This is a genomic window from Moorena bouillonii PNG, assembly GCF_001942495.1.
Lineage (GTDB): Bacteria > Cyanobacteriota > Cyanobacteriia > Cyanobacteriales > Coleofasciculaceae > Moorena > Moorena bouillonii.
Map to the genome: position 1 here is coordinate 7,741,501 of NZ_MKZS01000001.1, position 12,918 is coordinate 7,754,418.

The 12,918-nt window shown below is 44.6% G+C and carries 10 protein-coding genes and 1 pseudogene; 6 read left to right on the forward strand and 5 right to left on the reverse strand.

Annotated features, from left to right (window positions below; translation table 11 throughout):
• Window positions 1-311: 311 nt before the first annotated feature.
• Together BJP37_RS35085 and BJP37_RS37895 are read left to right on the forward strand one after the other, a co-directional pair.
• Window positions 312-659: a hypothetical protein gene (locus tag BJP37_RS35085; RefSeq protein ID WP_081431401.1), complete on the forward strand. Its 348-nt coding sequence runs from the start codon at window positions 312-314 to the stop codon at window positions 657-659.
• Between the two features lie 37 nt (window positions 660-696).
• Window positions 697-915 carry a hypothetical protein gene (locus tag BJP37_RS37895; RefSeq protein ID WP_143727887.1) on the forward strand — a complete coding sequence of 73 codons (219 nt, stop codon included), beginning with the start codon at window positions 697-699 and terminating at the stop codon, window positions 913-915.
• Here BJP37_RS37895 and BJP37_RS31565 read toward each other — a convergent pair.
• The 3 genes from BJP37_RS31565 to BJP37_RS31580 all read right to left on the reverse strand — a co-directional run bounded on the left by BJP37_RS31565 (window position 893) and on the right by BJP37_RS31580 (window position 5,340).
• Window positions 893-1,903, reverse strand: a complete 1,011-nt coding sequence (locus BJP37_RS31565; protein WP_075904887.1) for a glutathione S-transferase family protein — start codon at window positions 1,901-1,903, stop codon at window positions 893-895. The two genes, BJP37_RS37895 and BJP37_RS31565, sit on opposite strands and share 23 nt — an antisense overlap.
• A 634-nt stretch (window positions 1,904-2,537) precedes the next feature.
• Entirely contained in the window at window positions 2,538-2,738 is a 201-nt protein-coding gene (gene psb35, locus BJP37_RS31575; protein WP_075904890.1) for a photosystem II assembly protein Psb35, read from the reverse strand.
• A 61-nt stretch (window positions 2,739-2,799) separates the two neighbouring features.
• Window positions 2,800-5,340: a transglycosylase domain-containing protein gene (locus BJP37_RS31580; protein ID WP_330359481.1), complete on the reverse strand. Its 2,541-nt coding sequence runs from the start codon at window positions 5,338-5,340 to the stop codon at window positions 2,800-2,802.
• A gap of 293 nt (window positions 5,341-5,633) precedes the next feature.
• Here BJP37_RS31580 and BJP37_RS31585 point away from each other — a divergent pair, with 293 nt between their 5' ends.
• A complete protein-coding gene (locus tag BJP37_RS31585; protein WP_075904893.1) occupies window positions 5,634-7,250 on the forward strand; it encodes a B12-binding domain-containing radical SAM protein in 1,617 nt (538 codons plus the stop codon).
• A 163-nt stretch (window positions 7,251-7,413) separates the two neighbouring features.
• Complete coding sequence (locus BJP37_RS31590; RefSeq protein ID WP_075904896.1) at window positions 7,414-8,034, forward strand: class I SAM-dependent methyltransferase; 621 nt, start codon at window positions 7,414-7,416, stop codon at window positions 8,032-8,034.
• A 229-nt stretch (window positions 8,035-8,263) separates the two neighbouring features.
• Here BJP37_RS31590 and BJP37_RS45255 read toward each other — a convergent pair.
• Window positions 8,264-9,110: pseudogene (locus tag BJP37_RS45255) on the reverse strand (IS5 family transposase).
• Between the two features lie 175 nt (window positions 9,111-9,285).
• On the opposite strand from BJP37_RS45255, the gene BJP37_RS31605 reads away from it, so the two are divergent.
• Both BJP37_RS31605 and BJP37_RS31610 read left to right on the forward strand, forming a co-directional pair.
• Window positions 9,286-9,465 (forward strand): hypothetical protein, encoded by a 180-nt coding sequence (locus BJP37_RS31605; RefSeq protein ID WP_075904899.1) that lies wholly within the window; start codon window positions 9,286-9,288, stop codon window positions 9,463-9,465.
• 328 nt (window positions 9,466-9,793) lie between these two features.
• A complete protein-coding gene (locus BJP37_RS31610; RefSeq protein WP_075904902.1) occupies window positions 9,794-12,232 on the forward strand; it encodes a calcium-binding protein in 2,439 nt (812 codons plus the stop codon).
• 232 nt (window positions 12,233-12,464) lie between these two features.
• Here BJP37_RS31610 and BJP37_RS31615 read toward each other — a convergent pair.
• A partial coding sequence (locus tag BJP37_RS31615; protein ID WP_214607787.1) for a hypothetical protein occupies window positions 12,465-12,918 on the reverse strand: 454 nt, incomplete at its 5' end.

Consider the following 12,918-nt stretch of genomic DNA (forward strand, 5'->3'; position numbering starts at 1 on the left):
CAAAAGCTGTTCCCTTAGTCTGGCCTACGGCCAATGGCACCTCAAGTAGCGCTAATCGCTGACCGCTGATAGCTGATAGCTGATAGCTGAATGCTTACATCTCATCTTCCCATCTCTCCATTTCACAATTATGCCATTTTGCCATCATCTGTAGGTGGAATCACTGAAATGCTTATGGTGATTACTTTCAAGGGTCAACCGTAAACAAAAGTTATACATACACATACAGAAGTTAAACATGAACGCAAACCTGTTGGTAAACAGATAATTGCTACGCTGATTTCAAAGAAAAAAAACCTAAACTATTATTTATGGTTTATAAATCTATTTATCAACTACCAGGTGATCGCATTTTTAAAAATAAAAATAAACCCAAACAACTCTTAGTGATTAACCTTACTTCAAGCTTAGTATTGAGTCTTTCTTTTTTTAGCATTAAATATTCCCTATTTGGATTATTACCATCATCCTTATTTATAAAAGATATAACTCAGACAACAACACCTAATTACAATAATGAATTTATTGTTAAAAATAAAATTTTTGCCGCCCACCCAACCAGTATTCCTTGGATTAATGACTCCTACAACTGTGAAGCAACGGGAAGAGCTTGGGAACAGGGAGAGTGTTGGGACTATGAACATAATCACAACTGGTGATAGCGGGATTAATCCTTAAAAGACTATAGGTAAGCATATGCGCTACGCGCACGCTGCGCGAACAGCCGTCAGCCGTGAGCTAAAAGCTCACGCTACGCGAACAGCCGTCAGCCGTCAGCTAAATGCTTACATTCCCGATTCCCGATTCCCGACTCCCGACTCCCGACTCCCGACTCCCGATTCCCGATTCCCGACTCCCGACTCCCTACTCCCTACTCCCTACTCCCTACTCCCTATTCCCTACCATGAGGTTTAAGCAGGCTAGTCAGATCAGGACCACTGGGAATAATTCCACCTGGATTGAGGGGGAAAAGATTGCCGTAGTAATCGCGCTTGACATCCTCCAAGCTACAGGTATCAGCAACTCCGGGAAGCTGATACAAGTCACGCAGGTAGGGGCCTAAGTTATCGTAGTCCTGAATTCTGAAACGGTTGCACTTGAACAATCCATAATAAACCACATCAAAACGGAACAGAGTGGTAAATAGACGCACATCTGCCAGGGTTACCCTATCCCCACACAGGTATCTACTGGTCTCCAGGGCTCGATCAATCTTATCCAAGGTTGTGAATAGCTGATCGCAAGCTTTCTCATAAGCTTCTTGGGTCTGGGCAAAACCGCAGCGATAGACCCCATTATTCACCGTGTGGTAGATAGTCTCATTCCACCCATCAATGGTTTCCTTTAGTTCCTCTGGATAAAGGTCTAGGGTAGGATTAGTAGCGAACTCATTGAACTGTGAGTTCAGCATTACGATAATTTCTGCACTCTCATTGTTGACAATGGTTTTGCTCTGTTTATCCCACAGCACTGGAACTGTGCAACGACCGTTGTAGCCTGTTTGTGCCAGCTCGTAAAGCTCAGGAAGCGTGTCGCAGCCTTCCTGCTGCTCATTAAATACCCAAATCCCCTGATTTGAAGAAGGAGAGGCAATGAATACCGGTATTGCCTCTTTGAGTCCCTTGAGTGCCCTTACCACGAGAGTGCGGTGCGCCCAAGGACAACCGAGTCCTACATAAAGACAGTAGCGTCCTGCTTCGGGTTGGTAAGCATTCTCTGCTTCTGTCCCGATAAAATTCCTAAACTCGCTGGCAGGGCGAATGTACTCTCCAGAATTATTCCGTGGAGCCAGCTTCGACATCATCATTTGCCAGAGAGTTGTCCAGACAAACTTTCCCAACCTGATGATTAGTGATGGTGGGAGTGACTTGCCTTTCTTCTTAGTTTCAGCAGCTCTGGTCATGATAGGAATTTATTGACACTCCCCGCCGAAGTAAGAACGGGGATTCTTACTTGGCCTATGGCCACGCTACGCGAACAACGAGCCGACTTGCTCAGCCAGGTCGGAACCAGAAAGAGTAGAGGCCGATTCGACCTAAGCGTTTTGATCATAGATAATGGTTTCGGTGTGCCCCACCGTACCTTTACTTTTTTTTTTAGAGATAGATACTTTTTTAGATCTAAATTTTTCATAGACGTTAAAGTCGTTGTCTTGATGCAAAGCGCGAGTGGGGGAAACCCCCAAGACCGCGCTGCATCGCTAGACTAAATTACGCAATATGTATCTCAGACATATTTTTTACGTTGCCTACTTATGGTTAGATAGTATCTATCTCTTTTAAAAGTCTATTGTTTATAATCTTATACTAGCACACCTAGTACAAACTGTCAAGAAAAAGTTTTAAAAAAAAGCCGTCGAACGAAGGACGGGGCTTTAAACCCAATTTTTTTGGTAAGACATCTATACGATACCAACAAATTCTGACCAGTGCCCTTATTCCCCTAATAGGGCTGAAAAAGAACCGTAGCTTACGCTATTGGAGCCACGGTTCTTTTTCAGTCAAATCTTCCGGTTTTCCCAACCAAACTAACGTCTGTTAGGTTTCTTCTCCCTTAGAATTATCTTCTGGATCATCGATCTTTGGTACCCAATTAGGAGTGTCTGACCCTTCCCAACCAGCAGGACGTTTAGAGTTGTACCAAGCAATCGAGCCAATCACAACTGCTGCCACAAAACCCACAACATACACTAGGGTAAACCACAAGGGAAAACTGCCTGCTTCCATCAATACATACATAGCCAGTTTAGATTTTCTCGTATTTCGGTTATCGTACCATCCAGCATGATGGCTTCGATACCTACTTTCTAGCTGCTGGGGGAGCTAACGGACCTCCTGCTGGCTTGCGTTGAGGCTTAGGACGAGCCACCGGTTTAGGAGCAACTCTCGGTGCTGGTGCTGGCCTGCGCCGTGCTCGTGCTGGTGCTGTTCTGCGCCTTGCTGGTGCTGGTGAATACCTGCGCTTTGCTGGTGCTGACCGTCTCGGGGCAGTGTTTCTGGGCGTATAGCGTCTGGTAGTACTTTTACGGGGATAAGACCGTTTAGTTGTTGCTTTGCGACGGTAATACCGTTTGGGTTGAGAGCTTTTCCTAGACACCCTGACCCGATTACTACGACGCCGTGTAGAACTGGCTCTTCTGGTTGAACTACCTCGTCTTGAACTCGTTCTTCTCCTTGACCGAGTTGTGGAAGCGGTAACGGTAGTGGGAACAAATTTTTTGTTAATAACTCGTTTGGGTTTAATCGGCTGAGCTTCAATGGTAGCTTCCCGACCGGATAACTTCCTGGGGCGCTCAGTAAAGGACTCACGGTCTAAGTCTTCGATTACCTCCAACATGAACTGACGCCAGGTGGCAGCAGCAGTTGCACTAGAACCCTTGGTAGGCTTGTTATCATCATTACCTAACCAAACCCCAGCGACTAATTGGGGAATATAGCCCACAAACCAGAGGTCACGGGCATCATCCGTAGTGCCGGTTTTGCCAACTGCTGGTCGTCCAATTTGAGCCGCTGTCCCAGTACCCCCGGTAACCACACCCCTCAGCATCCAGGTGACAATGGCTGCTGTTTCTGCATCAATAGCTCGCTCACCCTCGACTTTGTGGTCGTAAATCACGTTACCGTGCTGGTCAATAATGCGGCGAATCCCATGAGCATCGTGGTGAATGCCTTGGGCGGCTAAGGTGCCATAGGAATTGGTGAGTTCTAATAGGTTTACCTCAGAGGCTCCTAAGGCTAGGGAGTAGGTGGGATGGAGTTTGGATTTAATCCCCATTTTTTGAGCCAGTTTAATAATCGGCTCCCAGCCCACATCCACTAGGGTTTTGACGGCTACCACATTTATCGAAGAAATCAGGGCATCCCGCACTGAGATCGAACCCCGGAATCTCTCACTGTAGTTTTTAGGTTCGTAACCATCTACTATATATCCCGCATCCATGTAGCCTTTATAGGGAGACATCCCTGTTGCTACTGCTGCGGCATACACGAATGTCTTGAATGTAGAACCAGGCTGACGCTGAGCTTGGGTGACCCGATTGAGGTAATTATTGCTATCTAGGTCATTAAAATCCTTACCCCCAACCATGGCTTTGATCTGACCATTGCGGGGATCCACAGCAACGAGTGCAGCTTGTCCAAACCGTTGGTAACGACCATAGGTTTTCATGGTCTTTTGGACAGCAGTTTCAGCAGCATCTTGCCACTCTAAATTAATTGTAGTTTCAATAGTCAGCCCTTTCTTAGCCAGTACTTCTTTGGAAACGTATTTGGGCAATTCTTGTTGAATATATTCCGTGAAATAGAATGCTTTACGCTCCAGTCGCTTCGGTTGGCTTGGCTTAATACTCAGGGGCTCGGCCATGGCTTTGTTGGCTTCAGCCTGGGAGATGTAGCCATTTTCCAACATCCGCTGCAATACTACATCACGACGCTCTTTGGCTGCTTTTTGCCTAGAGCTATTGATTTTGCCCTCCAACAATGGCGAGTAAACACTAGGAGCTGGGGGTAATCCCGCCAGTGTTGCCATTTCTCCCAAGGTCAGGTCTTTTACCGGTTTACTAAAATAGACCCAAGCCGCATCAGCAATCCCGTAAGCACCGGAACCCAAATAGACTAGGTTTAAATAACGCTCCAGGATTTGATCTTTGCTCAAATCCTGCTCAATTTTCTGCGCCATGCGCATTTCTTTGAGTTTGCGTACGATGCTGCGTTCGTGATCAAAGTAGACAATTCTAGCAAGTTGCTGGGTAATCGTGCTACCTCCTTCTACTACTCCCCCAGCTTTGAGGTTAGCCACAGTAGCACGGAGAATACCCTGGGAATCTACCCCTTTATGCTCTTTAAAGCGTTGGTCTTCAATCGCAATGAAGGCTTCCATCAGGGTTTCGGGTATTTCCCAAATCTTGAGGGTCTCATGGCTAGCTGGCCCAATTTGCTGGATAATAGTGCTGTCGGCAGCTTTAATCGTGATCGTGTCATCTCGAACATAGGTCAAGACATCCTTAGTAGAATCTGGCAGAGAGCTTTCTAGCTTTTGCCAACCCCAACCCAATGCGATCGCACTGCCACCCACCCCTAGTCCGATCCAAAACCAGGAGCGACGATAGATTGCTTTTGGTCCAATTAGCGGTTTGATAACCGTACTAGATACACGCTTAATTCCGTTGAGAGTTTGGGCAACTACCCTCGGTCGCTTCCGCCGTCTTGGCTTTGGTGAGGGGTGCTTGCCATCATTAGACTCAACACTCTGATTCAAATCCGATTTTTTCGCCAGTTTCTTTGAGAGATTCCCAGAGTTGTGGCTATGCCGATCTTGGGGCTTCGGGGAAAATATTGACACATCAACTCCTTAGCAATACAAAAGCAGCCATAACATGTTGTCGTATAACTTGTTGTCTATTTTAGGGCTTAAAATTTTAAATTTAGTGAATCTGTAACTTTTTTCCTTCTGCTTCCCTAAAATCAGGATTTATACGTAGTAGTCATGATGTCATTGGTCATTCATTATTGGTTATTTTCCACTACTAGTTAAGCCTAGGGTGAGCGACTAATCATGACCAAAGCATAATGGAAATATTAAACTAAACGTTATTTTTTGCGATTTTTCAATCCAATACGTCCTCTTTAAACCCTGTGGTATTTTCCTCCGAACGTCTTCTGTTTACACCAGCCACTCCTGACGACCATGCCATTCCTACTATCTTTGCCTTTCCTAATCAATACAGTATAGGTATTACTAGTCTTGGCTATCAGATAGTGTGGGCATCTTTAGCCTTGCGCCCTGACTTAAGGGTCAGCCGCTTGTTCACCGATTACCATGAGCCATTACCGAGACAGCCAGAATTACTAGGTTATTCTATATCATGGGAATTGGATTATGTCAATATCTTAGGGGGATTGGAATTTTTGGAGATACCCCTATACTCAGCACAACGGGACTCTAGCCATCCCCTAGTGTTTGGTGGCGGTCCCGTGTTAACGGCTAATCCAGAACCCTTTGCTGACTTCTTTGATGTGATTTTGCTCGGAGATGGGGAAATCCTGCTAGATAATTTTATCGATGCGTATCAAGAGGTTCGGACTGCTGAACGTAATACTCAATTGCAGCATTTGGCTCAAGTCCCTGGAGTTTATATACCTAGTTTATATGACGTAACCTACCATGACCTAACGAGTGCGATCGCATCCATTAAACCAGTGTCTGATCAGATTCCTGGCACCGTCTCTAAACAGACCTATCGGGGCAATACCCTGTCTGCTTCCACAGTGGTCACCGAAAAAGCGGCTTGGGAAAACATCTACATGGTAGAAGTAGTGCGCAGTTGTCCAGAAATGTGTCGCTTTTGTCTGGCCAGTTACCTTACTTTACCATTTCGTACTCCTAGCGCGATCGATTCTTTGATTCCAGCTATAGAACGGGGATTAAAGGTAACAGACCGGATTGGCTTACTGGGAGCATCCGTCACCCAGCATCCCGAGTTTGATGTGTTGTTAGATTACCTAAATCAGCCACAATACGACCATGTGCGCTTGAGTATTGCCTCAGTGCGAACCAATACAGTTACTGAAAAGCTAGCCCAAACCCTAACTAGACGTAACACCCGTTCGATTACGATTGCAGTAGAAAGTGGCTCACAACGGTTGCGCGAGATTATTAATAAGAAGCTCACTAATGACCAAATTATCCAGGCAGCAGTGAATGCTAAAGCAGGGGGATTAAAACGTCTGAAACTCTACGGGATGGTAGGAGTTCCGGGAGAGGAAATAGCAGATGTTGAAGAAACTGTAGCGATGATGGAACAGATTAAGAAAGCAGCGCCCGGTCTAGGCTTAACCCTCGGTTGCTCTACCTTTGTGCCCAAAGCTCATACACCCTTTCAGTGGTTTGGTGTCAATCCCCAAGCCCAGAAGCGCCTCAAGTTGTTGCAGAAAAAATTGCGATCGCAAGCCATAGACTTTCGACCAGAAAGCTACAACTGGTCAGTCATTCAAGCACTCATTTCCCGAGGGGATCGTCGCTTATCCCAACTCTTAGAACTAACCAGGCATTATGGCGATTCCCTAGGCAGTTTCCGCCGTGCCTTTAAACAATTGCGAGGACAGTTACCTGAACTAGACTTCTACGTCTATACCGACTGGTCAACAGAACAAGTGTTGCCTTGGAGTCATCTGCTTGGGCCACTTCCCCAAGCCACCTTGCTCAAGCACTTAGGTGCTGCGACAGCCCTGGGGGTAGGGAATGGGGAATAGGGCGTGTGGGAAGTGTGTGGTGTCAGTTATTTTATTTGATAGGATATCTATTTGATCCGAAGTTCGCTATTCCCTACTCCCTACTCCCTACTCCCTACTCCCTACTCCCTACTCCCTACTCCCTGTTCCCTTTACTATTTATTACTGTTACTAATTACAACCTATGCTTGAGATATTCAATGAAATACAGAATACATGGCAGGATATAGTCCTACCTGTAGATAAAAGTAAAGATTGTTGGACAGTTAGCCAACAATTCCGTGATCATGTAAAACAATTTTTCCCGAAAAAAAAATCTACTTTATTAGAGGTGGGATGTTACAAGGGCTTGACCGCAAAGCACCTAGCTGATCACTTCACTCAATATCTGGGTTTAGATGTTAACGATAGGTACCTGAGAGTAGCAAGACTAAACAATCTTTTGAATTTTAATGTAAAATTCAAAAAATTTGATGTGTATAATTCTGATTGGAATGAGTTAACCTTTCCTGCTGATGTGGTTTTAATAGATGCACGTCACAAATACGAGTATATTAAACAAGATATTGATAACTGTTTAAAGCGATTTAAGAATGCATTGATCATTTTTGATGATTACGGAGCATGGGAAAGCGTCTTTAGGGCAGTTAATGAAGCGATCGATGAAGGTAAGTTAGAGGTAGTTAAAGAAATTGGAGTTGAGAAAGGCCAGCAACTGTGGCCAGATCAGAATAATCCATACTCTTACACACATTTTGGATCAGAAGGATTGATTTGCCGTAGTAGTAGAGCGGTTTTCAATTAGGTTAGGTTTTTAGGGAGCAGGGAGTAGGGAGTAGGGAGCAGTGAATTCAAACCGAAAATCCGACTCTAGGGTTGAGTAATAGTTGTTCTCTACTTCATTTGTTCCGGTAGCGGCTTAGAGCATTGGATTCCGTCAAGTCAAAAAGACACCGCTTAACTAGTTAAAATAACTTAACGTTAATCATTCTTAACAGAAAAGGTACCCTCAGAGCTGATTTGTAAACAAAAGCTTAAGAAGCTAATCGGCGAGTCATTAAACGAATGAGCGAGCCTCCCGATCATCGCTTCGCGCTTTGGTCGTGTACAACTCATAATCTTTACTCAAACGCCGAAATCCGTTGAGCCAACCAAACGTCCGTTCAACAATCCATCGCGCAAGGTAGAATCTCAAATTCCTTTGATGTTCGCTCAACTACTTCCACTCGCACATGATCCCCACAAACTTGTTGGACTGCAAAGCGCAAAGTTCTTGCCCGAATAACCGTACTGCAACCCAAATCACTTCTAATTGCCTGAGTTGGGCAATAGCTTCATGCAAAACGACCACTGCACCATTACGTTCTGGGCCATTAGCTTCACTCACCAGCATCCCAATAACCAGACCCTGGGAATCTACAACAATATGGCGTTTACGGCCTTTAACTTTTTTGCCACCGTCATAGCCGTAGACCGCCCCCTTTTTTCCGTCGTCTTCACCGATTGGGAATCAGCGATTCGGGCAAAGCCCGACGCGAAGCGAACGCTACACTCGAATCCTCCTGTCGTCCCATTTGTTGTCGGAGTTGATGACGCAATTGGTCATGCATTCTCAGCCCATACCCAAAGCGGATGCCATTTGCGGAAATAACCATAGACCGTTGGGTGGGGTGGTTCGTCATGGGGCAACATTTCCCACTGACAGCCACTACGTTGAACATAGAATATGGCGTTGATAACTTCCCGTAGGTTAACTATCCTCGGATGTCCAAATCCCTTTGGTTCTGGTATCAGCTTACGCAGCACAACCCAAGCCCTATCACTCATGTCACTCGGATAGGGTTGGCGATGGGGATTGGCGATCTCAGGCAAACGACTCATGAACACAGTGCTTCAACTCGTTTTGTCATATAGATTACAGGCTACTCAGCCCGTCATTGAGTTCTCTTTAGATTTTCTTTACAAATCAGCTCTCAAGGGTACTGTTAAGCCAGAGTTAGATCTGACATTCTATAAATGTGTTGATGAAACCTAATTGCAGCAAGAGGTAAAACCCATGCCTTACAAATACTATAACCCCTGTGTGTTCCAAGTTCCGATCAAATTAGAAGTACCCATTGTTCTCGATATCGCTGTCGCTGCTAAGCGTAAGTGTTTTGATAAATATGAGGACATGGAGCTCATTGAGGCTGAAGGTAACGAAACTGCTGAGTCACCCCAACCGGTTGGCACTTAGTACCTTTAGCGGGACTGTGACAAAATTTTAGAATCAAATGACCTTAAACCTAGAAAGTAAGGGTGATTCACATTGAATTGTAGCTGCTCGTACCGCTTCAGATGTGATTACCGATTTCAGTGATGGCGTGGATCTGATTGGGTGATCCATTAGAAATGCTATATAATTTGTAGGGTGCGTTATTAACAGACCCTAAAGGTAGACTTGCTGCGTAAGTTCTGTATTTATTAACAAAGCGACAAACTTATGTACTCCTCACCCCCAGTACCTCTCCCAAAGTTGGGATAGGGCAGGAGGTTTTAAAGATATGTCTTAGAGGAAGACTAGCATGAAATTTTCCAAATCAACTTTCGACCCAACTAATCCTTTCGATCCAGGAGTACCCGGATTTGTTGGTTCCGATGGACCAGGTAAAGTTACAGAAAAAAACTTTGTCAATCCAATTTTTGTGGGCTTTGCTACAGGGGTAGAGGATTATTCGCCTGCTCCAGGAGTGATTGCCGATTTTTCAGATCCAAATAAAGCTTTAGGAGAAGTTACTGCTAAATTTGATGACGTAGTTTCTTTAGGCGAACTTTCCCAGGAGCAAATTGATGATGGAGTCACACCAGGTCAGATAACACTAACCTTCGATGTTCCAATTGGTAATGGAAAGGGAGCTGACTTTGTTGTATTTGAAAACGGCTTCGATTTTGGTGGAGGAACTTTTGCTGAATTAGCTTATGTCGAAGTTTCTACTGACGGAAGTAATTTTGCTCGCTTTCCTAGTATTTCCCTAACGTCCGAACCAGTAGATTCGTTTGGAGTCGTAGACTCAACAGAAATTTTTAATCTAGCAGGCAAGCATGTCAATAATGCTTTTGTAGACAATACTACAGGCGAAGTGAGTGGTGATTCGTTTGGCACTCCTTTCGATCTAGAAGATTTAAGTAAAGATTCTTTAGTAAATAGTGGTTTGTTGGATCTTAACGAGATTAACTTCGTCCGGCTGGTAGATATTCCAGGCAGTGGTGCTTTTCTCGATGCAACGGAGAATCCTATTTTTGACCCTTTTCCACAATCACCAGGAGGAGGAGGTTTCGATTTAGATGCAATTGGAGTTATTAATGAAGCTGATGATGATCAAACCTTAATTGGCGGCAATGGTTCAGACAATTTAGTTGGTGGTACTGGAGACGACTTGCTCAAAGGTGCTAATGGTCGAGATACTCTTTCTGGTTTTGGAGGAAATGACACCTTAATTGGGGGAAATGGTCAAGATGGTTTAATTGGTGGTGCTGGAAACGACTTGCTCAAAGGTGGTAATGGTCAAGACAGTTTAATCGGTGGTGCTGGAGACGACTCCCTTAAAGGTGGTAATGGTCAAGACAGTTTAATCGGTGGTGCTGGAGACGACTCCCTTAAAGGTGGTAATGGTCAAGACAGTTTAATCGGTGGTGCTGGAGACGACTCCCTTAAAGGTGGTAATGGTCAAGACAGTTTAATCGGTGGTGCTGGAGACGACTCCCTTAAAGGTGGTAATGGTCAAGACAGTTTAATCGGTGGTGCTGGAGACGACTCCCTTAAAGGTGGTAATGGTCGAGACAGATTAATTGGTGGTGCTGGAGACGACTTGCTCAAAGGTGGTAATGGTAAAGATACTTTTGTTATTGCAGCCGGAGAAGGCACAGATACAATTGAAGATTTTCGTAATGATGTGATTGAGTTGTTTGGGGGCATAAGTTTTAACGACCTCACCTTCTCTGGCAATGATATTTTCTTCGGTGATGAAGTGTTGGCAACCCTCAGAGGAATTGATACTAGTACTTTGACTGAGTCAGACTTCACGACGAGTCAGAATGTGACATTGCCAAATCCCGCTCCAGGTTCTTTCTCTACAACTTTTGATTTTCTTCCTGACAATAGGTTAGTTACTTTTAATGGTCTTGAAGTACAAGTACAGAGTCAACCAGGTTCTTCGGACTTTAATCTTCTAGGAACTTTGCCACCAGAGTTTGAAGGTGCTACCCCAGCTTTTATTATTACTGAGCCGACCGCCGACTTTTTTGTTCTGAGTACAGGTGCAAATGGCGACATCTTTACCTTACCAATAACAGGTGGCGAGGCAGAGCTAATAGCCGATATTCCTTTAAACTTTTCAGCTAGCTTCCGCTCTGAACAATCGGATCAGCTTTTCATCAATCGGGGGACTCAGCCTCAAGGCGCTTTTTCTGGTTCCCAAGTAGAACAACTGTCGCTATCAACAGGTGATATCCAGACTATCGTTGAAGATATTCCTGGTGCTTCTGGTGGAGTAGGATTTGATAGTTTTGGCAACCTTTATACAGGAATTGGTCTAGATCCAGATGGAGAGAGGACTGGAGAAATTCGACGCTTTTTAAGCGATGATGTAGATGAGTCAATTCAAACTGGAATTCCTCTTGACTTTGATGACGATGGTGAGTTCGTAGCTCAAGTGCTAAGTGCTACCGGGCTTGTTTTTGACGAAGAAGGCGATCTTTGGGTAGCTGGTGGAAACTTGAGTGGAAATGGTCAGCAAGGGTTTATTGCTGAAGTTAATCCACAGACAGGTGAGATAATTCGCCGCATAGATCCAACCGACGGAGACCCAGATAGCGGACCGCAGAACTTTTTCCAGATTGGAATCAGTCACCCTTTCTCTTGCACGATAGGAGCTACAGATTTCTTCGATTCTAGCAATACGTTTTTTGAAATCGATGCTTGTCAATCTTTACCATCAAACGGTCATGATTTATTTGATATGTAATCTCGTTTAACCTTAGTTCGACGAATTATATTTCAGGTAAAAAATATTGGTTTAAGGTGAATTGATCAACTGACTTTTGACGGCTTCCATTAAAACCTAACCAAGTAAGGGTTTCAGCCCCAAGTTTTATTCTAAATAAACTGGAATTAATGATAATGATTAACGGTAGAATAAGACTTGGGGGATTCAAAAATTTAGCGCACTAAATCTGAGGAAGTCAATCGAAATCAGGTTAATCAGGAATCAATTGACTCCAAGGAAAATTGTTTTGACCGCAGCCACCCGCTGGCGGATTACTCGGATCAGCGGGTGGGTGTGAAGCAGCATCTTCTTCAGTTAGAGCATCAAACACTTCCTGACAGTACCAGAGGTTACCCTCGTAAGATACCCAGTTAAATTGACTAAACCGATTGGGATTATATTCATTGTTGGGACCGTTCTGTGCAATTATTACCTCCTCGGGGTTATCTAAGCTGCAGTAGTCAAAAATCAAGTCTGAGGAGGGGTTATTACCGATGCTCCACTGATTAGCGGTGATATGGTGATGACCACCATAATTATCAACATATTGACCAGCAATGGTAGGCGCGACAATACCTCCGCTGCATCTTGTGGAGTCAGTGTTTCCTCCCTGGGGGGGCGACATGAGAGCTAAAAAGTAGACTGTATAAGCTTCATAGCTCTCA

Excerpts from the sequence above, each read along its gene's own strand:
- BJP37_RS31565 (WP_075904887.1), bottom strand. The coding sequence starts at position 1,903 with ATGACCAGAGCTGCTGAAACTAAGAAGAAAGGCAAGTCACTCCCACCA.
- BJP37_RS31590 (WP_075904896.1), top strand. The coding sequence starts at position 7,414 with ATGCTTGAGATATTCAATGAAATACAGAATACATGGCAGGATATAGTC.
- BJP37_RS31610 (WP_075904902.1), top strand. The coding sequence starts at position 9,794 with ATGAAATTTTCCAAATCAACTTTCGACCCAACTAATCCTTTCGATCCA.
- BJP37_RS37895 (WP_143727887.1), top strand. The coding sequence starts at position 697 with ATGCGCTACGCGCACGCTGCGCGAACAGCCGTCAGCCGTGAGCTAAAA.
- BJP37_RS31605 (WP_075904899.1), top strand. The coding sequence starts at position 9,286 with ATGCCTTACAAATACTATAACCCCTGTGTGTTCCAAGTTCCGATCAAA.
- BJP37_RS35085 (WP_081431401.1), top strand. The coding sequence starts at position 312 with ATGGTTTATAAATCTATTTATCAACTACCAGGTGATCGCATTTTTAAA.
- psb35 (WP_075904890.1), bottom strand. The coding sequence starts at position 2,738 with ATGTATGTATTGATGGAAGCAGGCAGTTTTCCCTTGTGGTTTACCCTA.